We start from the raw sequence: 24,101 nt of genomic DNA on the forward strand, positions 1-24,101 counted from the left end.
GTCTCTAATGTGATAAGCTCGCAATATGAACATCATCGTCGTCGAAGATGACCACAAAATATCTGATTTTGTTTCAAACGGACTCCGACAAGAGGGGCATCAAGTGGATACGGCCTTCGATGGCATTGCGGGACTCGAACTACTCCGACGCAAAGAATATGATCTTATAATTCTAGACCTAATGCTTCCGCAACTCGATGGGCTTTCCGTGCTAAAAGTTCTCAAATCTGAGAACATAACACCGCCAGTGTTGATTTTAAGTGCTAAACAGTCTGTTGATGACAAAGTTAAAGGCTTGAACATGGGAGCTGACGATTACCTTGTAAAGCCCTTCTCTTTTGCTGAGCTCATGGCAAGAATCAACGCCGTTTCGAGAAGATCCTCAGAGCCTACAAGAGAAACTCAGTACCTTCAGATGGCCGATCTCGTGCTAGATCGCTTGACTAGAAAAGTGACGGTTGCGGGAAAGTCCGTTGAACTCCAGACGAAGGAATTTTCACTGCTTGAACTGTTTCTAAAAAATACTGAAAGAGTTCTTTCGAAAAACATGATTCTCGACCGAGTATGGAACATCGACTTTGATCCGCAAACAAACGTCGTAGATGTTCTCGTTTGTCGACTGCGAAACAAACTTGAGCGCGCGTCAGGTAAACGCTACATTACTACGGTTCGAGGCATGGGTTATGTATTAAATAAGGAAGATCCCAATTAAAAGAACACTGAGTCGCGCACTCGCCGTTAATTTCATGATGACCATGTTAATCTGTAATCTTTTGATTACAGCAAGTCTTTTTTTTCTTTTAAAGATTGAGCTCGCGAAACGGGACAAGGATATTGCAATTATTAGATCCAACGAAGTCGCTGATTTACTCGAACTCCACGGACCCGAATTCTTTAGGTCTGGCAAGGCGTCGAACCGATTGCTCAATTACAATCGTCTTTTGATCGTTATCGTTGATAGCAATGGAATCTCTCTTTTTGAGAAATTCCCCGGCGACCTCAAAAACTTTGATAAATTTAACACCGAGAAAACAATCCAGGAGTCTTTAAGTAAGCTGGGCTCTTACACAGTGAGGCCAAAAAATCCAATAGAAGAAACAATAGAGATTTATTCACAGAGACTAGAACCTTATAGATTGGCTGTGGGTTTTGATACCGATTCCTCCGAAGATTTTGCAAATCTTTATTTCATCTCTTCTCTTGTCTTGGTTACTCTCACCGCCTCAGGAAGTGCCATCTACGCTTACTTTTTTGCAATCAGAAAATTAAAGCCAATCAATCAGTTAATTGATACGGTCAAGAGCATACGTATGGGCAACCTTTTTACAATTCCGCCCGCCGCCGACTCCAAGTATGAGCTTAATGAACTTACTCGTTTATTTAACGACATGATCCTGCACATACAAAAGCTGATTACATCTCTTCAAAGCTCGATCGATGCTATTGCTCATGACCTCCGGACTCCCATCACGCATTTCTCTCTCAAACTAGAGTCTCTGATAAACAATGACCAACAAATCAGTAAGGAAACGGTCGGCGAGCTCCTCGAAGAGATCCATGGGATCAGTAATTTAGTGAATACTCTTCTTGAAATCACCGAAGCCGACTCCAAAAGTTTAAATCTAAAAAAGGATGTTTGTCAGTTACGTCCCATAATTCAAGAGTGTATAGATATTTACGAATACATTCTTGAGGATCGAATTTCCCATATTGAACTCGTCTGCCATGACACGATCACCATATGGGCAGACCGCAACAGACTCAAGCGAGTCTTTGCAAATTTAATCGATAATGCAATCAAGTTTAGCGATAATCACCTTTCGATTCGAATTCTATGTTCTGAAACAAACCAACAAATAATCATCACCGTCGAAGACAAGGGCGTGGGCATCTCTAACGAGGATATTTCTAAAATTTGGCAGAGGCTCTATCGGGCTGACCCGAGTCGAACCTCTGGTGGCATGGGCTTGGGATTAAGTTTCGTCAAATCAATAATTGATGCTCATGGTTGGAGTATTGAGGTTGAAAGCAGGCTCCGTCATGGCTCTAAGTTTAGAATAATTGTGCCAATTGAACCCAATCAGGTGTAAAACAAGACTGAAATGGCCATCTCGACTCAACTTTATAGATTTAAGATCGAACTTGCGGACATTCCGCGAGCCGTTTACGAGACTCTTGATTTTCGCGTCGCTCAGCATCCTTCGGAGTCCATGGACTTTTTGTTGTCTCGAGTGATTGCCTACGCCTTAAATTTTCAGGAGGGCCTGAGTTTTTCGGCAGAAGGTCTTCACAACCCCGATGATCCGTGCTTGAGCCTTGCTGATCCCTTCGGAGGGCAGCAATTGTGGATTGAAATCGGAAATCCGAGCGCGCGCAAACTTCATAAAGCATCCAAAGTTTCTAATACAGTGAAGGTTTACACCTACAAAAATCCAAAGCTCTTGGTTCAAGAGATTCAAGCCAATAACGTCCACCGCGCCGACGACATTGAAATCTATGCTTTACCGCCAGAATTTTTAGAAAGGCTTTCGCATCTCGTAAGCCGAGAGTCGAAGTGGATGCTCACTTATAACGACAATTCGTTGATGATTGTTTGTGGCGAAGAGACTCTGGAATGCGAACTCAGCAAAATCTGATATTCTCAGAACTCGACGCTTTCGAAAGTCTCGCGCTCACTTTGGTCTTAAATAAAAAAGGCGCGGGGCTAAAACAGCCGCGCGCCCTATGAAGATTGAACTTCGTAATCAAAGATCTATTTAAGATGCTTGCTTACATGTTTAGTCATTTCAAACATGTCGACTTTAGATTTGCCACCGAAAACGGGCTTAAGCTTGTCATCAGCTAAGATCATTCTCTTATTTTTAGGATCTTGAAGACCTTGCTTCTTGATGTATTTCCACATTCTCTTAACAACTTCAGTGCGAGAAAGCATTCCAGCACCGATAACAGTCGCTAGAACAGCGCTGACGGCCAACGGCTTCATGAAAGCGGCGTTAGGTTTACGAGCTGATTTTGCTTTTTTAACAGTTGCTTTTTTAGGAGCTGCTTTTTTTGCAGTTGCCTTTTTCGCTGTTTTTTTCTTCTTTGCTTTTGCCATTATGATCTCCTCATTGAGCGTTGAAATTTAGGCTCAGGAGAAAATCATTACTTCGATCACAACTCTTGTCTATGAGATTCTTAGTTTTTCGACTCGACGACTCTAAATCCACACTCGACTCGCTCGTTGTGCTCAATCCGTAAGCCATTTCCCTCGAGAAAACGACTAAATCGTCTCTCGAAGACCCAATTTCTCAAGCATTTGCTGGATGGGAGAGGCCTTCGTCGACGCCGACTTTCCTTGAAGCACCGGTCCCGACGGCGTTTGTCTCAGATAAATGGTTCTGGTGTGATAGACCTCTAGACCGGATCGATGGCCCACACTCAGCACCGCCGAGCCGGAAAGCTCAGTGGTCAGAAGCGACATCATACGGTCTTGATTTTTATCATCAAGGGCCGAAGTCGCCTCATCGAGAAAAATCCATTGAGGTCGATGAAGTAAAAGTCGCGCGAAAGCGAGCCGCTGCTGCTGCCCCAGACTCATGTGTTCATCCCAGCGAGCCACTTCGTTTAAAAGTGGAATAAAAGCTTCGAGATTCACCTGAGCCAAAATACTTTCGATTTTGTCCTGATCCCATTTCTGATTTCCATGGGGATAAGTGATTGCGTCCTTCAGTGAACCGAGAGGAATGTACGGCTTTTGCGGTAGAAACATCATTTCGTTTTTTGGCGGAATGTGAATTTTTCCCGAGCCCCAAGGCCATAAACCTCCCACAGCTCGGAGGAGTGTGCTCTTCCCGGAACCTGACTCTCCCGTGAGGAGCACTCTTTCTCCAGGAAGAATCTCAACGGACGCGTCTTCGATCACGACGTGGCCATCATGGAGGGTCACGTGCGTCTTTTCAAAACGTAAATTGCCTTCGCTATGGGGAATCAATTCGATGGTCTCACCGTCTTGTTCAAAGTTGTCGATGGCGTTAATAGCATGCTCAAAATCAGCCACTCGGTGCAGCACTGCCCGCCAGTCTGCGATGCGATTAAAGTTTTCGACGAACCATCTCAGGGAGTGCTGGACCTGATTAAAAGCACCGACGACCATCATGAGTCCACCAAAATCCAGTCGACCTCGCATGTACCCCGGAAGGGCCACGAGCACTGGGAGCATTATCGTTAGATAACCATGCCCACAAGCCACCCACGTTAACCTGGCGTTGGCAAAGGAGAGGGAACGCAGAGTTTCTAATACGCTCTCGAGTTTGCGACCGATAATTTTCCGTTCATCTCTTTCACCGGCGTAAAACGCCACACTCTCGGCGTTGTCGTTGACGCGAACCAGAGAATAGCGAAGATTCCCTTCGTGGGCGTAGCGGCTTTCGTTGAGTGGAATCAAAGGCGCACCGGCCTTAGCCGCAAGCCAGGAACCCACTCCCGCGTAAAGGATGGCAAACCAAACCATATATCCCGGTATCTCTAAAGAAGTTCCCCAGATATGAAGCGGAATATCCGACGATAACAACCACAGTACACCGACAAAACTCACAAGCATCAGCGCCGAGCGAAGGGCGCCGATCGCCAGCTCCCCCGACATATCAGTAAACAAACGCACATCCTCTTGGATGCGCTGATCGGGATTAAAATGTCTCTCTCCCGTGATATTTAATCGGTAGGCGTGACCCGGCTTCATCCAACGATCGAGGAAATGATTGGTGAGCCATTGCCGAACCTTAATCTTCGTCCGTTCCACAAGCCAGTTTTGTGCGACAACTAAAGCCAGAATCGAAGCAATAATCACAAGGAAAAACATCGCCTGACGAAACACTTCCGGCAGATTTTTTTGTTCGATGCCCCGGTAAAAAGCGCCCTGCCATATATTCATTCGAATTTCCGCAAAAACATTCAAAACTAGAATGACAAATGCACTGGACGTCAGGAGTACAATCCGACGAAAATCTTTCGAGCGAAACATTTTGTGAAAAATATCGTGAAGCTCACTAAAAACTCCGCTCTGTTGCGGTGGTCTTAGCGATTTGTTCGAAAGTAAGGCCTCTGCCGGTGGTCGACTGAGAGCCGATTCTGCACCTCGATTGACGTCCTCAATGGAGGAAACGTCCCCTACCTTACCTGAAAACGATACAGCGTGTTCACGATCCACGAATGCCTCCCAGCTGCGGGTCTGTTTGTTTCTCTGTTGGCTTTTCTGGCGAAAGCTCGCCCAGTTTGACTAAATTTGCGAATAATCCGTTTTGATTTTTTAAAGATTCAAAGGTTCCTGACTCGACAATGCGCCCCTGATCAAACACGAGAATCAAATCGGCCGAAATCACTGTCGACAATCGATGAGCAATGATAAAGGTGGTCTTCTCCTGCACTTTCAGATTGGAGATCGCGTTTTGAATGCGACGTTCGGTCTGGTTATCGAGTGCGCTTGTGGCTTCGTCGAATATGAGAATCGGAGCGTTCTTTAAGATCGCTCGAGCAATGGCGATGCGCTGTCGCTCTCCACCGGAGAGAGCCGAGCCTCGTTCTCCAATGACAAAGTCGTAACCACCCTCTTTTTTCAGAATAAACTCGTGAGCATCCGCTTGCCGTGCGGCCTCGTGCACTTCGGCTTCTGTGGCGTTGGGACGACCGATGCGAATGTTTTCAGAGATCGATCGATTAAACAGGCCGGACTCCTGGAATACCGTTGCGATGTTGTCGCGAAGACTCTTAAGAGTGAATGCACGAATGTCCTCTCCGTCTAAAAGGATCACACCGTCTTGGGGATCAAAAAGCCTTTGTAAAAGCGCTAAGGAAGTCGTCTTTCCTGACCCTGACGGACCCACAAGCGCTACGGTTTGTCCCGCCTTCACATGAAAATTAAGATCGTAAACTCCAAGGCCACTCTTCTGATCCTGATCTTTGTTTTTATACTGATAACCGACGTTAAAAAAAGTGATCTCTCCTTTAACGTGAGTCGCCGGTTTGGCATTAGGAGTTTCTAGTGCGCCGTCATCGTAATCCATCAAACGGAAGAAATTTTGTAACGCCGGTGTCTCCGCAATGGTCCGCGAAATAAAGCCTGAGATCTGCTCTAATTTCCCGATCAGCAAAATCGAAAAACTCACAAACGCGACAACTTGACCCACCGTCAGTTCGCCTCTTTTCACGAGCCACGAACCTAGAATAAGAATAGTGACCATGGTAAGTGTGGAGGAGATGCGAGTAATGATGGATAAAATTCCCCACCAGGTCAGCACAGGATACTGAACGGACAACACTTGAGCCGTCATTCTTTGCAAATCATGAATCTCATCCATTAATCGCGCGTAGCTCTGCACGACCGAGACGTTTCCAATCACATCCCCCACTCTCGCAAATAGGTTTTGGTGATAGGAGGATATTTGTTCTTGCCGTGAGTGCGTTTTTTTCACAATCTTATAATTGGCAACTCCATAGATCAGAGCCAAAAGAAACAAAACACACGACATCCGCCAGTCCATTGAAATCGCGATCGGGATTAAAAATATCACCCCGATGACCGAAGCCAAATGATCCCGTACAAATGAGAGCCACACGTGAAACAATTGATCCGTTCCCGAGAGAATAGCGTGGACCACACGTCCAGAACCTTGCGAGGAGTGATAACTCATCGGAAGCGCAATCACGCGCTCAAAAATCCGATCGAGCATCCCGAGCCGCTGGCGGTGGGCCATTCGATCACTCATCACGGCCAAAAAAACACTTGTAAAAATGTTGATGATTCCTAATCCTCCCCACAGCATGAGCACGCGAAAGGTATTTTTTTGAGTGGAGAGTGAATCGATCGTGCGACCGAACAGAACAGGCTCGAAGGCCTGAATCAGTCCAACAAAAAGGCTCGAGATCACTAACGCTAAAGTCATTTTTTTTTCGTACCTCCAAAGAATGCCTAGGGCTCGAGCATAAGTCCTTACGAATCCCATGAGTGCCTCACTGTATTCCATGCAAAGTCCAACGCACAGAAATGCCCCTTCCTCGGGGGAATTTCTGACCGAAAAATAAAGTGGTTTTGTATGAGGATGTCTCTATTGGCGAAATATCGCTTGCGCATTCGCAGCAGCTCCTTGCAAAGATAAGTTATTGCTAACATTGTGCCTAAATTGGTTATTTTGCGAGAGTTTTTTCCATGTAAGAAGTACCTGGTATCGGATTCCATCGGTACGCAGGAATCACTTGGAACCCCAGAGATTTGTACATAGAAATAGCACTCACCATGCTGGGAACCGTGTCGAGTCGCATTTTTTTATAATTTCTGCTCTGAGCGGCCTGAATGACAGCCTCGGCCAGTTGGCGGCCGATTCCTTGCCCTTGAAAAGACGGTCGAACATACAGTCTTTTCATTTCACAAATATTTTCTTCCAATGGTCGGAGGGCAACACACCCCGCCGCAACCCCTTTCGAAAAGGCGAGGAGAAGGACTCCTCGAGGCGCGGCATATTCGCCCGGCAAGTTCTCGAGCTCCTCTGAGAAGCCTTGAAACGACAAATCAAAATCTAACGACTGAGCATATTCTAAAAATAATTCGTGGAGGAGCGGGAGCTGAGTGTGTTCGACTTCGGAAATCATCGGCAGAATTAACCACGATTTGTCTAAAAATAAAACCTCAAGCTTAAGAATTGCAGAGAGATCAGCACAGATGCGAGGAACGTTTATGATCGGTCTAAGGCCGTCATTCTTTATAATAATTATAGGACTGCTCATTTCGCTGACAATTGTTGGTGAAGCGCAGGAGTTTCAGTGCAATGAACTTTTCTCCAAAGATCGGCACTCGCAGCTTTACGTCAAGTCGGTAGAAGCCCGGGGCGCCTCTCGCCTCTACGCTTACTTGACGGCGGGAAATATCGAAAAAATTTTCACCCACAATTACGAGCGCGGGAAGGCTTATCAATACGGAGCGAAAGCTGTGGTCGTAAGTCTCCCTGGCAAATCACCCCTCGTTTATTTTTTCGCAACGGGGGAAGGAACGCTTTCGTGGTCTATACATCACTTGTCTGCGGTGGAAACGGCATTAGGATTATCGCGAAGCTTCGATTTGCGCAGTCAAATCCCCTTAGATCAACTCCCTTTTGTCCAAGGTTACGAATTCACGGCGGAGAAATGGAGAGGACAATGGCGAATCGTCAAACTTTCCATCCAATCCCAAATCACCACCCTTAAATTAAATCGATTTTTAAAACCTGATCTTCGATTGGAGCAGGAGCTCCTCGATCTTTTGATTTCGCGAATAGATCCTTCGCTGATTCAGTTTACAACGCCTCAAGTGGAATTGATCGGCACTCGTTGATCACATCTCGACGCACCTGAATGGCCTTCAATGAGCTCGGATCTATCGGGCCAGCATCCATTTCATAGACTTTCGCCAATGTATCCATGGGATCTTTCGGAAGAGGTTCCTTCAATTTTTTGAGGATGAGGCACGCCAGGAAAAACGGCATATCTTTCGAAGTCTCTTTGGCGCAAGGTGATCGCGCGATGGGCATAAAACATTCGAGTATCATCTTCCGTTGAAAAACTCAAATCGATCACGCCCTGTTTTTTAAAAACCAGTTGTTCCATTTTTCGGAGAAACTGGCTCGGCCGGGAAACTCTGCCAACGTCTCCGAGGCTGAGATTAAACGATAGAGTTTGGAATAATCAAACTGACGAGCGTGAACAGACTGTCCTAAAATGAGACAAAGAATAAACATCAAACTTTGAAGGCGCATACGGCTCACCTTGCAGGAGCAGTGCCCAATTGCATCTCCATCTATTTCCTCAAAGGCTCGTTTCAGATTGAGACGGTTGCCAAAAACAGAGCCATGTGTCAGTCGTGTAGCCAAAAATTGTCACAGCAACGTTGCCAAATAGAAATGAATGACCCTGTAGACATTTTATAAGTGGCACTCCTATTGCTCATGTATCCTTCCGGAGACCCTTATTATTTTTTGGAGGAATTCATGTTTACTCAATTAGGCAGTATGTTTCATCAAGGTGGCTTTTGGATGTTCCCTATCATGGCCGTTCAGATTTTTTCTGTAGCGATCATCATAGAGCGTATCGTAGCTCTTTACTTCCGTCGCTCCGCCGACGCCCGCGAAATGGTTCAAGCTTTCGAAGGGGACATTAAGAGCGGAAATATCGAAAAAATCGTTTCTAAAGCCGAAAAATTCGGCCACAAGCCTCTCGCCACCATCGCTCAAATCGGTGTTCAATCGACGATCGACTTCGGTGGACGCGAAGAACTCCAACTGAAAATGGACGAAGTTCTGATCGAAGAGTCTGGCCGCGTGGATCAACGCTTAGGCTTCCTCTCTATGCTCGCAAACGTCGCTACATTATTAGGTCTACTTGGTACAATCGTTGGTCTTATTAAATCCTTCACATCCATTGCTAACGCCACTGCGGTTGAAAAAGCTCGAATCCTTGCAGAAGGAATCGGCGAGGCGATGAACGCCACGGCTTACGGTCTTATCGTTGCGGTTCCTGCTCTTGTGGCTTACTCAATTCTTCAGAACAGAGCCAATGCTTTAACTGACGATCTTCATAAAGCCGCTCTTCGCATGTACATCTGGTTAGGTTTTAACGTAGAGAACGTGGCCACTAAGAAAACTCGCTCTCGCTAATTGCGAGAGCCCTAGACTTACAACTGACTTGAGGGGATTTTATGATCAGCACGCAAAACGGTAAATCAAAAAGCCTAGACTTCGAACTCAACCTTGTTCCATTCATTGATATGTTGTCGGCGTGCTTATGCTTCCTGCTCCTCACTGCCATCTGGACTTACGTCGGAACAATGAACACGCAACAGGCCGTTGGTGCAGAGAGCACTGCCGGTAAAAATCCTCCTTCTGTTGTGGTGCAATTAGACCCCGACAACTCCGTAGAATTACAACTCAAAGACGTTAAAACCGACCAGCGCAAATTTGCCATCGCCGCCTCTGGTGGTAAGATCGACTGGAAACGCGTCGAAGCTTCTATCTTATCTATTAAAAATGCCCATCCCGAAATCAAAACATCCGTGGTGTTAACTCGCCCGAATGTCACTTACGGCCACACCATCAAAATGATCGACTCGCTCAAATCCGCGAAGATCACCGATGTTGGCGTATCACCGATGTGAGGACTTTATGAAAAATACTTTTGCCACCTCTCACCTTTCATCGCCACTTAAAGAAGGTTCACGCCTTCGCCCTCACCGCTCCAAAGGGAAAAAGTCCATTAACGTGGGCTTAATGTTAACTTCTCTCGTAGACGCTTTTACTTTGATGGTGATCTATCTGATTATGAATAGCTCCGATGTGGAGCAGTTCGATTTAAAAGAAGGAGTTATGATTCCTACTGCGGCTCACTCCGAAAAATTAGACTCCTCTCCCGTCGTTCTCTTTAAAGACAATGGCTTTTACATCGACGATAAATTGGTCGCCAACGACCAACTCAAAGCGGCCCTTGAAAAACTTAAAATTAAATCGGAATCCATTTTTAAAGGTGGAGACTCCGCCATTGTTGTGCAAGCCGACGAAAAAGTGGGATTTGAAAAACTTCAGCCTCTTTTAATAGCTTCATCTTACGCTGGAATTAAACAAGTTAAATTCGCAGTACTTGTTGAGGAATAAGCCATGTCGACAAACCGGACTTCAATTTTTACCTTCATCCCCACAGTGCTCGTCACTGTCCTCGTTTCGGCTCCGGTGTTCGCGGCGAAGATGGATTTATCGACCCACTCCGCGATGATTGATCGCCTCAAGATGGTGATTAAAAGCATCGATAAATCCGACGCCTCTTCGATTCCCTCATCTCTCCGTCTTGCCGATCTTTTGGCCGAGCGTTCGCGCTTAAAAGCTCTTGCCGAGGGCGAACAAAACTGTAACAATTGCCTCAACGCTGTGGCCGATCGCAAAGAAGCGATCTCTCTTTATAACGAAGTCATTCCTCGCCTCACCGATAACGAACAGCGCAGCCAAAGTCTCCTCCAAAAAGCTCATTTGCTCTTTGCCACCGGGGATTTCGCGGCGACCGAAAAAGTTTATAAACTAATGACGTCCGAAGGCTTATCCAAACACACTCCGATCGTTTTAGGACAAGCCCATGCCTCTTTCGGCGATGTTTACTTTCAAACAGCAAAATATAAAGAAGCGATGTCCGAGTACGAAAAAGCTCTCAAAATCGAGCAAACTCCCCAGCGTGGACTTGTGTACTACCGTTTATCTTGGTGCTTATTCAATTTAAACCAGACCAATAAAGCGATCAGCATCATGGAGCGCGTTCTTCAATCCAAAGAACTCACTCGCATGGAAACCTCCGAAGGCGCGATCGAAGATGATTCTTTTAAAGCCGATGTCTCTAAAGATCTCGCTTCGTTTTATGCCCGCACCACCGTCAATAAAGAAAAAATTAAAAATCTTCTCAATCTCAGCCCCGACGCCCGCAAACAAGCCAATCTCTACCATTTAGCTCAAGAGACCGACCGCCTCGGTAAAAAGAAGGAAGCGGCTCTCGTATGGGTGGTTTACCTCGAGATGAACCAGAAAGATCAAACCGCTCTTGAAGCCCAAATTCGTTTGATGAAGTTAAAGCACGACATGGGTGACAACAAAGGAGCTCTCGCTACGTTCCGTAACATTATGGATCTATGGAAAGAGCCCGGCTGCGGCGAAACCTGCGGCGCTTTACGCACGGACATTAAAAACCTCATCGTCTCTTGGAACCGCGAAGAAAAAACAAAACTCACCAGCGACCTCGTTGTCGCCTACGCTCTCTATGTGCAACTTTTCCCCGACGATTTCGAAATGTTAAACTGGGGCGCAGACGTTGCTAAACAAAGAAAAGACTATCGCCAAGCCTACGAATTTTACCGCCAAGGTGCAGAGATTTCTCATCAATGCATAAAAAAGTGCAAAGATGAAGGGCAAAAGAAGCTCGCCTTCACCGCCCAAGAGGGCGCTTTGATCGGCGAAATCGATATGGCCGAAACTGCAAAATTCTCTGAACTTCGCCTCGCCGCCTACGATCACTATCTCGCATTAAATCCTACAGGCCCTCGCGAATTCGAAGTTCGTTATCAAAAAGCTCAGGTCGAATTCGAAAGAAAAGACTACCCGAAAGCGGCTCCCATGTTCCGAAGCTTAGCTCTGGAGAAGAACTCAAACACTCAATTAAAAACAGCTGCAGCCTCCATGTCCATCGACGCTCTCACGGAGATCAAAGACTTCGCAAAAGTGGAGCAATGGAGTGCTGAATACGCAAAAACCTTCCCCGCTTCGGCCCAAAAATTCAATCTCATTCATCGAAAAACCGTTCTTAACGGCGTCGCTTCAAAAATTAACAATAAAGAGGCGGACGAACGAGAATTTGCCCGACTCAATACCATCTCTCTTGATGGCGCTACGGCTCAAGATAAAATCTCTCTTTATAAGAGCAAATATTTATTAGCGGTCAAGCTTCGAAACTTCCCTGAATCTAAAAAAGCCAATCTCAATTTGCTGGCGCTCAAAGAATTATCTGCTGACGACCGCCACGACGCCGAAATCAATCAGATCTGGCTTGCAGAGCTCGAACTCGATTTCGCTACTGCTTATAAACTGAGCCTCAAACAATCCGGAAAATTGACAGCGGATCGTCTCGTCCGACTCGCCTACCTTGCCGAACTTGCCGGTGTAGATCCCTCGAAACATGAGGACGCTTTCTTGAAAATCAGCCAGAATCCTTCACTGCGCTCGACCGTCATTGCCCATAAAGTTCAAAGAAGTAAAAATCCCGAAGCGACTTTAAAGTCCTTCTCGAAGGAACTCGCTCGCTCTCCAGAGGTATTTGCTCGCCTCGCTCTTGAAGTGTCGGCGCGCACGAACAGCATCCGCATCCTGGAGCACGCCTACACCTTCCCGTCGGTTCAAAAATCAACGACGGGTTCGATCATCGGGCGATTACTTGTCTACAACCCTCTCAATATCGAAATCATGAAGCTCCAAAAATCGAAACTCGACGCTCGCAGTGACGCTAAACTTAAAAAATCACTTCAAGACCGTCTCACAGCTCTGGCTCGCGTCGAAAAATTCGCCTCCGCCGCAATTTCTAAAAAAGACCTCGTGCTCCAAGCCATTACTCTAGATACTCTAATGAACGAAAATGCTCGCTTGTCTGAAGACATCAAACGCTTACCGACTCCCAAGGGCTTAACTGGCGTCAACAAAGACAAATACGAATCCCTCATCGCTGCACAAGCCGCTCCCTACGCCACTCGCGCTAACCAAGTCTCTAGGAAGCTTTCTGATCTGTGGAAAGATGATTCTTGGAGTGAAACTTTGGCGCAAAACTATATGGACGCTCGTAAAGAGTATAAACCAGCTCTCCGTGCAGATATCGTTCAACTCAGCGTTCATGCTCCCACGAGCTCAAAAGCTTTCTTGAGCGCAGCCCTGACTGGAAAACATTCTGATCCAAGTGCTCATAAAATCGCAGATGCAAGAAAAGCTGTAAAAAAGAATCCTTTCGACAACGAGCCGGTCGAAGCTCTCAAAGAACTTGAAAACATGCGTGGAAACGATATCGCGGTCGCCCACTTAGATGCACGTCTCGCGAAAATGAAGGGACTTTAATATGAAGGCCTTATTGATCCTGGTGCTTTTTATAAGCTCCACAATCTCTATAACCCCCAACGCTCTCGCAGGAACTGTCTCAAAATCGAACAGCAAGAAAAACGCGAAGGCGACAAAAAAAGTCACAGCCGAAGCCAAAAGTAGCAATTTAGGAACCTCTTTCTCCTTCGACCCGGCCTCAGTACGCGGTAAATACAAGATAGCTAGCCAGGGAATTGCAACGGTAGAAGACGAGAAGTTGATTGATGATTTATTAGGTGTTCGTAAAAGCTTTAAAGATCGTGAAGATCAAGAATTGTCGAGACGGTAATTATGGGTACATTAGCATTACAAAACCGTAAAAAAGAAGTGGTTCGATCCTTCCGCTACAATGGCAATGCTTTGACGCTCGTTATGCGTCAGGATCAAAACCGCATTGAGGCCATGCAGTCCACTGCCGCTCTCGATGAACAAAACATCCCTTACTCTATTATTCTAGAAACGACAGTGGATGAAGTTCGTAAAAAATCAATCTCTTTAGGCCAGTACGGCTATATTTCTTTTTCTGATGATCTTTCTAAAGTTGCACCTTCGTTTCAACTCGCTAAAGACGAAGAAGTTCTTAAGCGCTCTCTCAAAATGTCGGCGATTGTTCACGTTTCTCTCCTTGTTTTCTTAAGCCTCGTCAGTTTTATCGCTAACAAATACTTTACTGAAGAAAAACCACAAGAAGTCGTTACAATCAATATCGCCCCTCCTCCTGTAGAAGTTGCTCAACCTCAAAAACAAGTGAAAACCGTTCAGGTTTCCGAAAAGAAAATCGAAAAGAAAAAATATACTCCTAAGCCAGTGGTCGCTCAAAAAACAACTCCTAAGCCTCAGCCTAAAAAAGTTGTTATCGCTAAAAACATTCCTGTGAAGAAGAATATCCCGATGAACAATGGACCTAAGATCGAACAGATGGGTGCATTAAGTGCACTCTCTGCTGTATCTAAAACCAACAAATCTAGTCTTAACCTCAATGGCGTTGGCCAAGCTGAAGGCGGTAAAGGTTCCGGCGGTCGTGGCTACGGTGGTCACGGAGCTGGTGGCGGCGGTCTTGGCGAAGGCCTTAACGGCGGAGCTACGGGTGCTCTTCCTGGAAAAGGCTTAGTGGCTTCAAGCCCAGGCACCGGTTCTCAAGCTTCGGGCGCTGGGGGTTACGGATCTGCCGGTAACGGTGGTGGTCGTGATGCTGAGGGCGGAGCCATTTCTTTCCGCGGTCGTTCGGGTGGTTTCATGGTTCCTTTAGCTGAAGAAGCGAGCGTTGAAGCCGGTCTTGATCGCGATCAGATCAATGCGGTTGTCCAAAAAAATATGGGTCAAATCATTTACTGTTACGAAATGGGCCTTCAGAGCAAACCGAACCTCAAAGGTCGTTTGACGGCGGAATGGACCATCAATAGCAGCGGTCGTGTTTCTACAGCGAAAACCGCTTACTCGAGTGTCTCTGATCTTCAAGTGGAAAGCTGTATTGCTGGAAAAATCAAAAATTGGAAATTTCCTAAACCAGTCGGTGGCGTTAACGTGGAAGTGGCTTATCCCTTCGAGTTACGTCGCGCAACAAACATGCGTGTGAGCCAAAGGTAATTAGGGGGAGAATTTATGCGTAAATTAATGAGTTCAATTTTAGCTTTAAGCTTCTTGATCGGAGCTTGCGGCCCAACAAAAAATAACCCGATCGAAAAGTACAATAAACAAGGGTTAGTTCCTGCCAATTCTCCCGATGCGGCCAATGGTCAGCCGCGCATCGAATATCGTCACGTCGATAAAGAAGTGGTGGTGACAAAAGAAGTTCCTGTGGAAGTGATTCGCTACGTGAATCGCGAAGTGGAACAGACATTAGCTCAAGGGCAAGTCTTCCAAGTGGACGCGGTCGGAGCCGCACGCTTCGTCGAAGGTAAAGCCAACGCGTTCACATTTAAAGTTCGCATTCTCCAAGGCAAAGTGAAATTCGGAGTGAGCGTTGCCAATATCCCTGAAGGCGCCCGTCTTCAGGTCATTAAAGAAGAAACAAACTTGGGCGAATACCGCCTCGAATGGGCTCCCCGCTCTGGCCTTATCCCTCGCACTCAGAATGAGATGGAAGGCGAATTCCAAATTCAGCTTAGCAATCTTCAATTTGTCGATGAAAAAGCCGAGACCAACACCGCGGTCAAGCGCGTTTTTGATGTGATCGCAAAAACAAAATCCATCAACTATATCGTTCGCCGTAGCAACGAAAAACCGAGCTTCACAATTACGGGCCTTGCGAACAATGAAAATCGTAAGGAAGGCGAAGTTCACCCCTTCTCCATCGAAGTGAAAGCCCCAGGAACCTCTAACGGCCAAGCTCCCGAAATCGTTTTAAGCTATGATCCAGGCATCCCAGGCAATAACCCTGTCGTTAATAACAACATTGAAACTCCCGGAGCTTATTACATCCGTCCTACCAACGTGGGTCAATTTTTGGGCGAGGACAAGTGGAAATTCACTTTCAACTTTGACACTCTCAATCACCGAATCATCCAGATGCAGATGAATGGCGCCGAGGCCTCATCTCAACAAGTTAAAGTTCAGGTCACCTTCCAAGTGAACAACTCATTTAACGGAACCACGTCTGACAAAAAGACAATTAAATTTGCAATTAATCTTAAGCCAAGAACAACTACACCTGCTGTGACTGCTGGAGCTACGCCATGAAAAAAATCGTACTCATCCTTACTTTACTAGCCGTTGTTTTACCTGCGAGTGCTCAAACTAAGAAGGCACGTCGCTCTCAAAAGTCGTCCGTCCAAAAACAGTCGGTTCAAAAAGCCGCGACACAAAACAAAACCATGCCTTCTCGCCAAAACGAGATCAAAGACATCGACATGGGTTCACAATTTGACTCTCTCGGAACTCAGCAAGATGTGGTGGATAAAGCGATGGCGCTTCAACCCGACAACTCGATGAGAGTGGTGCAAAAGCGCGAAGTGGATCGCAACTGGCGCCTTGAGTTCGGCGGTTCCTATGGATTCGTTAACGGCGGCGATAGCTACGTTGACACCCGCAACTGGGGCGCCAACGTCGATCTTCACATCACTCCTCGTTGGTCTTTCGGTTTACGCTATATCGACAGTAAAAATGAGCTGACTGCCGAAGGCAAACGCGTCTTCGATGCTCAAGCCGGCTCTGGAAGCGGAACCGTTCCCGATATCGATTTCCCGATCAACACCTATTTAGCCGTGGTGAACTGGTACCCGATCTATGGGAAAGTCAGCTGGCTTGAATCCGCGATCACTCAATTTGATTTTTATCTTCTTGCGGGAGGCGGTACCGTGCGTTTAGACAGTGGATCCTCTGCCGCTTTTACCGGCGGTGTCGGTATGGGAATCTGGTGGAACTCTTGGCTCACCAGTCGTATCGAAGTTCGTTACCAAAATCACAAAGACAAAATCTATAACGGTGAACGCAGCGTGGACTCCATCATCGCCAACTTTGGAATTGGATTTCTTTTATGATTCGCCTAATTCTTTCAACTCTCATCGCTATGACGATATTCTCGGGATCGGCTTTCGGTTTGTCCGAAGAGCAGGTCGTTTTTACTCAAGCGAGAACATTATTTGAACAGCAAAAATACGAGGACGCGATTAAATTGTACGATCGCGTTCCTGCGAAATCTGACCGCTGGCTCCTTGCGGTGGAAGAGAAAGCTTGGGCCCATATTCAGCTCAAGCAATACGACAAAGCCATTGCCCTTGCACACACCCTGACGTCTCCCGCATTTAATGCCATGACGAGCACTGAAGTTTACTTGCTTCGCGCCCTGGTCGAACTCAAACTTTGCGACTATCAGGCCGTTTTTAGAACCCTTAAGACATTCAAAATTCAAAAGCGCAGTCAGGTGGAATCTTTGCAAAAGCTCGCAAAAACAGGTCGCAATGAATTCTCTGGCGAAGCTCTGACAAAATGGATCGAAAACGCCAACAAGTGGCAACAGATGGGCCCGCTTCTCGCGCATATGCCTCAATTATTTTTCCGCGACGAAAAAATGGTGGACGCCGCCGCTCACCGGGACATGAACGGTATGACGAAACGACTTCAAGAATTAGCGAAAATGGATCACAACGAAAACTACCGTATCTTACAAAAAATGAATCTGATCGAAATCGAAGCCGTTCAACGCGCGCATATCGAGACCAAACTCGCCGATAAACAAGGTGAGCCCGGTGATCGCTCGGATGACGAACTCGTATTTAAACACAGTAACAATGACCAGTGGCTCGATGAAGTGAATAGCTACGAAGCTACCGTGAATCGTTGCCAGAAGAAATCTGGGAGGACCATGTGATGAAAACTCTTAATCTCTCCTTAATTCTCGCATTGAGCATTTCGCAAGCCGCTTGCTTTAAACAGCGGTCTGCCGATCTCGCCGCCGTCCAGCCTGCGCCGAAAAAACTCGAGCCGATCCGTTACACTGGTCCTCGTGAGAGCAAGGTGCAACAGACAACGCCTCCTCCGGCTCCGACGCCGCATGCGCGCTTTACACAAACCGAAGATCTCAACACCAAGTACAATTCCAAGCTCGACGTGTTAGTTGTTATGGATACATCAGACAGTATGTATTGCGATCAAGACAAGTTAGATAAAAATATCGATAAATTCACAGATGCGTTCTTAAAGAAGCAAGGTCGCCGTCTCGACTTCCGCATCGGTGTCGTTAGCGCCTGGGATTCTGTCAACTTTAAAAATGCTCAGCGCGATTGTGCTCTCGGCGAATTGCGTCCCGTCGGTGGTCGAAATGCCACCAACAATGGAAGTTGCACCGCCAACCGTGGAAAAATCAACTACGTGACGCGCGAAACTCCTGATCTTGTCAAAACATTAGCCGCAACGCTTAAACTTGGAACCGAAAAGTTCATCAAAGATGACCCCGTTCTTACAGGACCGGAGCAAGAGGAGCTTTTCTCTCCGGTGATGGCAGCACTCTCTCAACAAATGGCTTCGACCAACAATAACTTTCGTCGTGCCGGTGAAGCGCACTTAGCGGTGATTATTTTCTCGGACACTGATGATCGTACTCCCGATGTGACTCCCGACCAGATGGCCAACTACTTAAATAGCCAAGCCACAGGGGACCTTTCGGTCTTCTCCTACGGAGTTCTCGCTCGCTACAGTGAGCTCTTAACCTTCGAGAGAAATCCCGCGCGCGGTTTGCGTGAATATCCACGGGCCGACATGAGAAACTGTTCGATCAACCCGGTGGATCCCGAAATTCGTCAGGCCAACTCAGGACCTTTCCGCCTTCGTGAAATGTTGCAAAAATCCAACGGCGTGGGCTTCGACCTCATGGATCGTCAGTATGGCGAAAAATTAGGGGATATCGGAAAAACCATCGTTCGTAAAATCTTACGCAAAGAAATCGCGCTCACTCACGTTTTAGATATCAGCCAACCGATTGTTGTGAAGTACGGAAATCAAACAATTCCTAAAGACGACACCAAGGGTTGGTACTACGACGAGGCACGCCAAAAACTCGTTCTCAACGGCGACCTCGATCTCGATTACGACGATAACGCGAAATTAACTATCGAATACACACCCGTCACCATCAAGTAAAAGGGTACGCCGATCCTTTTCGATGAATCGGCCCCTTCAAACCGAGCGAAAGATCTAAAGATCTTTCGCAGGTGCTCACTTCCTGAGTATTACTTCACTACTTTTTGAAATTTCAATGTCATGCGATCGCTCTCACCAATCGCCATGTACTTCTCGCGGTCTTTCTCTTTCAATCGAAGCACCGGAGGTAAAGTCCACACGCCTTCGGGATAATTCTTTGTATCCTTAGGGTTGGCGTTGATCTCGGATTTTCCAACCAGCTTAAAGCCCGCCTTGTAAGCCATCTTAATCACATCCTGCTCGAGGACATAACCTGATTTTCCCGATTTATCGCGCTTCTTCTTAGGATCGGCCCGATGCTCAACCACACCGAGAATCCCACCCGGCTTAAGAGCCTTGTAGAAAGATTTAAAAGCCTTATCCTCTCCCCCATTGCTCATCCAGTTATGGACATTTCTAAAGGTGAGAACCATATCGGCGGAATTCTCAGGATAGATCTCGTCGTTAAAATCGACAGTTTTCGCCTTAGACGTGATCTCGGAGTGAGCCTTAAGCCATCCGTCACGAGCCTCATTATTTTTCTTCATGTAGTCACTCATGCTCGAAGGAACTTGCACGGCCACATACTGCCCGCTGGTGTTGAGGTAAGGCGCAAGGATTTGAGTGTACCACCCTGCGGACGGAGAAATCTCAAGCACCGTCATCGAGGGCTCGACACCAAAAAACTTCAGCGTCTCCACCGGGTGACGATACTGATCCCGCAATTTCATTTCGGGGGAACGGTATTCGGAAGCCACCGCCTCCTCGATCGAAGCCGGAGCCTTCATCGGAACTTTCGCGGGAGCCTGGGGCTTGGAACTACAACCCAACACGAAAGACGCAAAGACAGAAACCAAAACCAAATTTTTCATAACATCCTCCATATCGCCACAATCTACCCAACATTCTGTCCGGAAGGTACGCCGATACTTTTTGAGAACCACTGCGGCAAAAGAACATTTGCCGCAGTGGTTCTCAAAAAGTATCGGCGTACCTTCCGGACAGTGGCACAGATAGTGCTTTTATGGGGTGGGTCGCGCGCGCGTTGGGCGGGAGCGATGCAAATTGGTTCATTGTTGAGCAGAGGAGGAAAAATGCTACATGCCATCGGATACGCCACAACGTCCCCACGAGGAAAATTAAAACCTTACGAATTTAAAAGGAAAACTCCTCAGGCTCACGAAGTTCAAATAGATGTGCACTACTGCGGCGTTTGCCACTCCGACGTGCACCAGGCCCGCAACGAATGGCAAAACACCAACTATCCTTGCATGCCCGGCCACGAGATCATCGGTGTCGTTGGAGCCGTGGGCCCGAATGTCAAAAAATTTAAAGTCGGTGACACCGTCGGCGTCGGTTGCATGATCAATTCCTGTAAGAGTTGCGAGAGTTGCAAAGAAGGTCTCGAGCAGTATTGCGAAAAAGGAGCCACCGGCACTTACAACGGAAATCTGCGCGAACCTCAAAAGCACGAAAACACCTACGGCGGCTACTCCAACATGATCGTCGTCAAAGAAGACTTCGTGCTAAAAATTCCTAAAAACTTACCGGCAGAATCTGTGGCTCCCATTCTCTGCGCTGGAATCACCACCTACTCGCCCCTTCGACATTGGAAGGTGGGGAAAGGAACAAAAGTGGGTGTCATCGGGCTCGGTGGACTCGGCCACATGGCCATAAAACTGGCCAGAGCTATGGGAGCGGAAGTGACCGCGATCACCAGCTCTAAAGACAAAATGACAGACGCAAAAAAATTGGGCGCGAAACAAGTGATCTTGTCGAGCGACAGCGCCGCCATGAAAAAAGCGGAAAGCTCTCTTGATTTTATGATCAGCACAATTCCTCAACCTCACGATGCCAACCAGCATATTCCTTTACTAAAGCGCGATGGAGTCCTCACCATCGTCGGCTGCATCGCTCCTCTTTCGAAGCCCCTCGACATCAGCGGGATGATCATGGATCGACGCGTGCTTGCGACATCTCTTATCGGAGGAGTGGCGGAGACTCAGGAAGTTCTTAACTTCTGTAGCAAACACAACATTCTCCCCGACACTCAACTGATCGAGATATCAGAGGTGAATAAAGTTTTTGATGAACTGGATAATGGCGAGGTGGATTATCGCTACGTGATTGATATGTCTTCCCTTGCGGGTGAACACGAAAACAAAGGGCTTCTAGAGACTCTCGGTTATACACCTCGAGGAAAGCGAAAGGCTCATTAGTTCGATGTGGTGGAGCTTGCTGGGCTGCGAGCTTCGCCACTATCGGCCGTATCTATTCCTTCACCCACTTGAAGAGTGATGACTTTCATCTCGCGTTCCTTAAAGGCAGGATCATTTTCGGCGTGAATTGCGTCCTGCTGCGCTTTCTTTTCGGCGTCAGCGTCTTTGAGGGCCTTCATCAGTGCATGATTCATGTAAAGATCACGACCGTCCTGATTCTTCATAGGGTCATGAGGGGTGAAATTCTGAAAGGCAATAAGAACCATACTCATACCTACAAACATTGACGCCAATATACTCACTTTACGTTTATTTTTCATATCACCCTCGCCTCTCTTTATCGGCTCGTCGTGAGCACTTCTCTAAATATCCTCGATCGGCAAGGAACCCACCAAGCCCTAGACTCATTCCTCGGATCTGCGGAAAAATCATCAAAGAGTTCGACAAAAAAACTAAGCTCTCATTGTCTCTTAATGAAACAACTTAAAGCTGAATATCCCTGGATAGGACCACGGGTATATTAAAAACATTTTTGAGTTGCTTGAGCATAAAACGATTATCGGCGAGAGTGTTCGATGCCGTGCAGTCCTTTGGAACTGTCACGTGATAGTCGCGCATGTACGCATCATTGACCGTGAAGAGAACGCAGATATTTCCTGCGATCCCGACAATCACTAGATTCTCAATTTTTAGAAACTGCAAAAGAGTTTCGAGATTAGTAGAATAAAATCCAGAATGCTTGGGTTTAAGAACAAAATAATCATCGTCCTCGGGCCTCATTTTTAACGCAATGTTTTTACCGAGGCAGGCCTCTTCTGTGCACATCTCATAGATCTTCTTCCAATCCGACTGCCATTTCCCAAAATTGTCGTTGACGTAAATCACTGGCGATTTTTTGGCTTTAAACCTCTTTTTGAGCACAGAAATTTTTTGAGCCACCTTCTCTGCAAAGGGTAAAAGCTTCTTCCCCTCCCGGAAATCCAGAGGGTTCAACATATCTAAAATGAGAAGCGCAGTTTTATTTGATCTTAGCTTTACTTTGAGTGGAGTCTTTTTTCGCATCAACATCCGCCCCTTTCTCTGCCCGTATTATAAATGCGTAGGAAATTTCAGCCCCCAGAAAAAAAATGAGCGATGAGTAAAACACCCAGGCCAACAGAACAATCAGTGATCCTGCCGCACCGTAGGCGGAACCAAGTCCGGCGGTCCCCAAATATATTCCCACTGCCGTTTTACCGATAATGAATAAGGCGGAGGTGATGGCCCCGCCGATGAGACTGCTCTTAAAGGAGATTCGCTGACTAGGCATCCACTTAAAGATGATCGCAAATAAAAATGTAAATATCGTAAGGTTGATCAACGTCGAAATCAGATGCATCAACGCCTCTACCTCACTATTGATCACAAAGAACGAAATGACCGAGGAGAGAATCAGCGAAACGATCGACATAAACACAAACGTCAGCAGCATTCCCATCGAAAATAACCGATCAACTACAGTTCTCTTTACAAATGCAACAGTGGTTTCGTTCTGTGCGATATCTTTTTTAAAATCAAATATAGTGTCGAGAGTGTCTTGAAGTTGAACAAAAATAACACTGGCCGAAACCAACAGCCAAATGAGTCCCACCCAGCCACTTACGGAGGAGAGATCGGGACGATCATTGGCCCCCTGGATGATCGCCTGCACCAGCGTGGCTCCATCCGAGCCGATAAGTCTTGCCACCTCTTGCACCATCTCTTGCTGCAGATTGAGATTCATTAAGGAAAGTAGCCATACGAAAAGAATCACCAGGGGCGCCATGGCCAGAGCCGTATAGTAGGCCAGTGAAGACGAGCGAGTGAAAATCTCATCCTCACTGAACTGATGAATGATAAAACTTAATTTTCTCATCATAACGTCTTTCTCCGTAAATCTAAAATGCAAAGGTCATGCTAAAAAAAGGTCTTCACCGACATTTCCCATCGTCTAAATTAAAAAGGCACAAGCGGATGCTCGTGCCTTTTTAAAAACCGAAATGAAATCAGCTTAAATTATCTTCTCGATTTTTTTGCAACTTTAGTCGCTTTTCCCGCGACTTTTTTAACTGCAGATTTCGCCGCGGTCTTTACCGACGACTTTGTGGTTCCTTTAAGAAAGGACGACTCGCTCAAAAGGTAAAGGGCGCCGACACCAGCAACAATCACCGCCGAACTTGCGATCGGGTATTTTGCGATCTTCGACTTAATTGGCTCCCACTTCATCAATGAAGGAATATCTGTCACTTCAAGGTCTTCTGGAAAGTCAGGAAATGCGGAACGAAGTAAGTTCTGAGCGACCGATTGACCGGTCGATACGGATTCAAGATTTAATAGAGAAACCCATTTCTCCATTTTTGTATTCCCCAATTTCTTCTGGATCCCGGCGTAGACGGTTTCAAGCAATTGAGGGGCGTAGCTTGCAGCTTCTGCAGCGAGAACTGATCCCACTGTCGCAGCCCAGTCGGAAGCGCCGGATGAGCCTGAACGATTTTGCTGTTGTGAAGACTCACGATTGGAGCGATTCTTATCTTTAGTGTTAGTGATCTGCGAATTTCTGTCTGTGTTAGGTTGTTGCATGTTTGTCCTTTGCGTAGGT

General features: G+C 46.7%; 25 protein-coding genes. 15 read left to right on the forward strand and 10 right to left on the reverse strand.

Annotated features, from left to right (window positions below; all coding sequences use genetic code 11):
* Positions 1–25: 25 nt before the first annotated feature.
* Genes K2Q26_06750 through K2Q26_06760 form a run of 3 tightly spaced genes read left to right on the forward strand, consistent with a single transcriptional unit; the run spans position 26 to position 2,636 of the window.
* A complete protein-coding gene (locus K2Q26_06750; protein MBY0315198.1) occupies positions 26–712 on the forward strand; it encodes a response regulator transcription factor in 687 nt (228 codons plus the stop codon).
* A gap of 34 nt (positions 713–746) precedes the next feature.
* Positions 747–2,090, forward strand: a complete 1,344-nt coding sequence (locus tag K2Q26_06755) for a HAMP domain-containing histidine kinase (protein MBY0315199.1) — start codon at positions 747–749, stop codon at positions 2,088–2,090.
* Between the two features lie 12 nt (positions 2,091–2,102).
* Complete coding sequence (locus tag K2Q26_06760) at positions 2,103–2,636, forward strand: YaeQ family protein (protein ID MBY0315200.1); 534 nt, start codon at positions 2,103–2,105, stop codon at positions 2,634–2,636.
* Positions 2,637–2,752: 116 nt separating this feature from the next.
* Here K2Q26_06760 and K2Q26_06765 read toward each other — a convergent pair whose 3' ends face one another.
* From K2Q26_06765 to K2Q26_06780, 4 genes are all read right to left on the reverse strand, one after another.
* Entirely contained in the window at positions 2,753–3,097 is a 345-nt protein-coding gene (locus K2Q26_06765; protein MBY0315201.1) for an SWIB/MDM2 domain-containing protein, read from the reverse strand.
* Positions 3,098–3,262: 165 nt separating this feature from the next.
* Positions 3,263–5,188: an ABC transporter ATP-binding protein/permease gene (locus K2Q26_06770; GenBank protein ID MBY0315202.1), complete on the reverse strand. Its 1,926-nt coding sequence runs from the start codon at positions 5,186–5,188 to the stop codon at positions 3,263–3,265.
* The gene (locus tag K2Q26_06775) at positions 5,178–7,001 is read right to left on the reverse strand and encodes a glucan ABC transporter ATP-binding protein/ permease (protein ID MBY0315203.1); all 1,824 of its coding nucleotides are present in this window, start codon (positions 6,999–7,001) and stop codon (positions 5,178–5,180) included. The genes K2Q26_06770 and K2Q26_06775 overlap by 11 nt, the downstream gene beginning before the upstream one ends.
* A 160-nt stretch (positions 7,002–7,161) precedes the next feature.
* A complete protein-coding gene (locus K2Q26_06780; protein MBY0315204.1) occupies positions 7,162–7,758 on the reverse strand; it encodes a GNAT family N-acetyltransferase in 597 nt (198 codons plus the stop codon).
* On the opposite strand from K2Q26_06780, the gene K2Q26_06785 reads away from it, so the two are divergent.
* The gene (locus K2Q26_06785; protein ID MBY0315205.1) at positions 7,709–8,341 is read left to right on the forward strand and encodes a hypothetical protein; all 633 of its coding nucleotides are present in this window, start codon (positions 7,709–7,711) and stop codon (positions 8,339–8,341) included. The two genes, K2Q26_06780 and K2Q26_06785, sit on opposite strands and share 50 nt — an antisense overlap.
* Before the next feature lie 62 nt (positions 8,342–8,403).
* On the opposite strand, the gene K2Q26_06790 is transcribed toward K2Q26_06785, so the two are convergent.
* Positions 8,404–8,613, reverse strand: a complete 210-nt coding sequence (locus K2Q26_06790; protein MBY0315206.1) for a hypothetical protein — start codon at positions 8,611–8,613, stop codon at positions 8,404–8,406.
* A gap of 380 nt (positions 8,614–8,993) precedes the next feature.
* Here K2Q26_06790 and K2Q26_06795 point away from each other — a divergent pair, with 380 nt between their 5' ends.
* Genes K2Q26_06795 through K2Q26_06840 form a run of 10 tightly spaced genes read left to right on the forward strand, consistent with a single transcriptional unit; the run spans position 8,994 to position 19,226 of the window.
* Entirely contained in the window at positions 8,994–9,659 is a 666-nt protein-coding gene (locus tag K2Q26_06795; GenBank protein MBY0315207.1) for a MotA/TolQ/ExbB proton channel family protein, read from the forward strand.
* A 41-nt stretch (positions 9,660–9,700) separates the two neighbouring features.
* Positions 9,701–10,156, forward strand: a complete 456-nt coding sequence (locus tag K2Q26_06800; protein MBY0315208.1) for a biopolymer transporter ExbD — start codon at positions 9,701–9,703, stop codon at positions 10,154–10,156.
* A gap of 7 nt (positions 10,157–10,163) precedes the next feature.
* Positions 10,164–10,649, forward strand: a complete 486-nt coding sequence (locus K2Q26_06805; GenBank protein MBY0315209.1) for a biopolymer transporter ExbD — start codon at positions 10,164–10,166, stop codon at positions 10,647–10,649.
* Between the two features lie 3 nt (positions 10,650–10,652).
* Positions 10,653–13,628: a tetratricopeptide repeat protein gene (locus tag K2Q26_06810; GenBank protein ID MBY0315210.1), complete on the forward strand. Its 2,976-nt coding sequence runs from the start codon at positions 10,653–10,655 to the stop codon at positions 13,626–13,628.
* 1 nt (position 13,629) lies between these two features.
* Positions 13,630–13,938 (forward strand): hypothetical protein, encoded by a 309-nt coding sequence (locus K2Q26_06815; GenBank protein MBY0315211.1) that lies wholly within the window; start codon positions 13,630–13,632, stop codon positions 13,936–13,938.
* A 2-nt stretch (positions 13,939–13,940) separates the two neighbouring features.
* The gene (locus K2Q26_06820; GenBank protein ID MBY0315212.1) at positions 13,941–15,236 is read left to right on the forward strand and encodes an AgmX/PglI C-terminal domain-containing protein; all 1,296 of its coding nucleotides are present in this window, start codon (positions 13,941–13,943) and stop codon (positions 15,234–15,236) included.
* Between the two features lie 15 nt (positions 15,237–15,251).
* Positions 15,252–16,328: a hypothetical protein gene (locus K2Q26_06825; protein MBY0315213.1), complete on the forward strand. Its 1,077-nt coding sequence runs from the start codon at positions 15,252–15,254 to the stop codon at positions 16,326–16,328.
* Entirely contained in the window at positions 16,325–17,128 is an 804-nt protein-coding gene (locus K2Q26_06830; protein MBY0315214.1) for an outer membrane beta-barrel domain-containing protein, read from the forward strand. Before K2Q26_06825 ends, K2Q26_06830 begins: the two co-directional genes overlap by 4 nt.
* Positions 17,125–17,958, forward strand: coding sequence for a hypothetical protein (locus K2Q26_06835; protein MBY0315215.1), 834 nt, complete (start codon positions 17,125–17,127; stop codon positions 17,956–17,958). The genes K2Q26_06830 and K2Q26_06835 overlap by 4 nt, the downstream gene beginning before the upstream one ends.
* Positions 17,955–19,226, forward strand: coding sequence for a hypothetical protein (locus K2Q26_06840; protein ID MBY0315216.1), 1,272 nt, complete (start codon positions 17,955–17,957; stop codon positions 19,224–19,226). Before K2Q26_06835 ends, K2Q26_06840 begins: the two co-directional genes overlap by 4 nt.
* An 89-nt stretch (positions 19,227–19,315) precedes the next feature.
* On the opposite strand, the gene K2Q26_06845 is transcribed toward K2Q26_06840, so the two are convergent.
* A complete protein-coding gene (locus K2Q26_06845; GenBank protein MBY0315217.1) occupies positions 19,316–20,137 on the reverse strand; it encodes a methyltransferase domain-containing protein in 822 nt (273 codons plus the stop codon).
* Positions 20,138–20,359: 222 nt separating this feature from the next.
* Between K2Q26_06845 and K2Q26_06850 the strand changes: the two genes are divergently transcribed.
* A complete protein-coding gene (locus K2Q26_06850; GenBank protein MBY0315218.1) occupies positions 20,360–21,484 on the forward strand; it encodes an NAD(P)-dependent alcohol dehydrogenase in 1,125 nt (374 codons plus the stop codon).
* Here the strand turns inward: K2Q26_06850 and K2Q26_06855 are convergent.
* From K2Q26_06855 to K2Q26_06870, 4 genes are all read right to left on the reverse strand, one after another.
* Positions 21,481–21,804, reverse strand: a complete 324-nt coding sequence (locus tag K2Q26_06855; protein MBY0315219.1) for a hypothetical protein — start codon at positions 21,802–21,804, stop codon at positions 21,481–21,483. The two genes, K2Q26_06850 and K2Q26_06855, sit on opposite strands and share 4 nt — an antisense overlap.
* A 163-nt stretch (positions 21,805–21,967) precedes the next feature.
* Positions 21,968–22,546 (reverse strand): cysteine hydrolase, encoded by a 579-nt coding sequence (locus K2Q26_06860; GenBank protein MBY0315220.1) that lies wholly within the window; start codon positions 22,544–22,546, stop codon positions 21,968–21,970.
* Positions 22,503–23,381, reverse strand: coding sequence for a YihY/virulence factor BrkB family protein (locus tag K2Q26_06865; protein ID MBY0315221.1), 879 nt, complete (start codon positions 23,379–23,381; stop codon positions 22,503–22,505). The genes K2Q26_06860 and K2Q26_06865 overlap by 44 nt, the downstream gene beginning before the upstream one ends.
* A gap of 137 nt (positions 23,382–23,518) precedes the next feature.
* Positions 23,519–24,082 carry a hypothetical protein gene (locus tag K2Q26_06870; GenBank protein ID MBY0315222.1) on the reverse strand — a complete coding sequence of 188 codons (564 nt, stop codon included), beginning with the start codon at positions 24,080–24,082 and terminating at the stop codon, positions 23,519–23,521.
* Positions 24,083–24,101 lie beyond the last annotated feature (19 nt).

Source organism: Bdellovibrionales bacterium (assembly GCA_019750295.1).
Lineage (GTDB): Bacteria > Bdellovibrionota > Bdellovibrionia > Bdellovibrionales > JAGQZY01 > JAIEOS01.

Coding starts and splice junctions, on each gene's coding strand:
- K2Q26_06750 (MBY0315198.1), top strand. CDS start 26: ATGAACATCATCGTCGTCGAAGATGACCACAAAATATCTGATTTTGTT.
- K2Q26_06755 (MBY0315199.1), top strand. CDS start 747: ATGATGACCATGTTAATCTGTAATCTTTTGATTACAGCAAGTCTTTTT.
- K2Q26_06760 (MBY0315200.1), top strand. CDS start 2,103: ATGGCCATCTCGACTCAACTTTATAGATTTAAGATCGAACTTGCGGAC.
- K2Q26_06765 (MBY0315201.1), bottom strand. CDS start 3,097: ATGGCAAAAGCAAAGAAGAAAAAAACAGCGAAAAAGGCAACTGCAAAA.
- K2Q26_06775 (MBY0315203.1), bottom strand. CDS start 7,001: ATGGAATACAGTGAGGCACTCATGGGATTCGTAAGGACTTATGCTCGA.
- K2Q26_06785 (MBY0315205.1), top strand. CDS start 7,709: ATGATCGGTCTAAGGCCGTCATTCTTTATAATAATTATAGGACTGCTC.
- K2Q26_06780 (MBY0315204.1), bottom strand. CDS start 7,758: ATGAGCAGTCCTATAATTATTATAAAGAATGACGGCCTTAGACCGATC.
- K2Q26_06790 (MBY0315206.1), bottom strand. CDS start 8,613: ATGGAACAACTGGTTTTTAAAAAACAGGGCGTGATCGATTTGAGTTTT.
- K2Q26_06795 (MBY0315207.1), top strand. CDS start 8,994: ATGTTTACTCAATTAGGCAGTATGTTTCATCAAGGTGGCTTTTGGATG.
- K2Q26_06800 (MBY0315208.1), top strand. CDS start 9,701: ATGATCAGCACGCAAAACGGTAAATCAAAAAGCCTAGACTTCGAACTC.
- K2Q26_06805 (MBY0315209.1), top strand. CDS start 10,164: ATGAAAAATACTTTTGCCACCTCTCACCTTTCATCGCCACTTAAAGAA.
- K2Q26_06810 (MBY0315210.1), top strand. CDS start 10,653: ATGTCGACAAACCGGACTTCAATTTTTACCTTCATCCCCACAGTGCTC.
- K2Q26_06815 (MBY0315211.1), top strand. CDS start 13,630: ATGAAGGCCTTATTGATCCTGGTGCTTTTTATAAGCTCCACAATCTCT.
- K2Q26_06820 (MBY0315212.1), top strand. CDS start 13,941: ATGGGTACATTAGCATTACAAAACCGTAAAAAAGAAGTGGTTCGATCC.
- K2Q26_06825 (MBY0315213.1), top strand. CDS start 15,252: ATGCGTAAATTAATGAGTTCAATTTTAGCTTTAAGCTTCTTGATCGGA.
- K2Q26_06830 (MBY0315214.1), top strand. CDS start 16,325: ATGAAAAAAATCGTACTCATCCTTACTTTACTAGCCGTTGTTTTACCT.
- K2Q26_06835 (MBY0315215.1), top strand. CDS start 17,125: ATGATTCGCCTAATTCTTTCAACTCTCATCGCTATGACGATATTCTCG.
- K2Q26_06845 (MBY0315217.1), bottom strand. CDS start 20,137: ATGAAAAATTTGGTTTTGGTTTCTGTCTTTGCGTCTTTCGTGTTGGGT.
- K2Q26_06850 (MBY0315218.1), top strand. CDS start 20,360: ATGCTACATGCCATCGGATACGCCACAACGTCCCCACGAGGAAAATTA.
- K2Q26_06855 (MBY0315219.1), bottom strand. CDS start 21,804: ATGAAAAATAAACGTAAAGTGAGTATATTGGCGTCAATGTTTGTAGGT.
- K2Q26_06860 (MBY0315220.1), bottom strand. CDS start 22,546: ATGCGAAAAAAGACTCCACTCAAAGTAAAGCTAAGATCAAATAAAACT.
- K2Q26_06865 (MBY0315221.1), bottom strand. CDS start 23,381: ATGATGAGAAAATTAAGTTTTATCATTCATCAGTTCAGTGAGGATGAG.
- K2Q26_06870 (MBY0315222.1), bottom strand. CDS start 24,082: ATGCAACAACCTAACACAGACAGAAATTCGCAGATCACTAACACTAAA.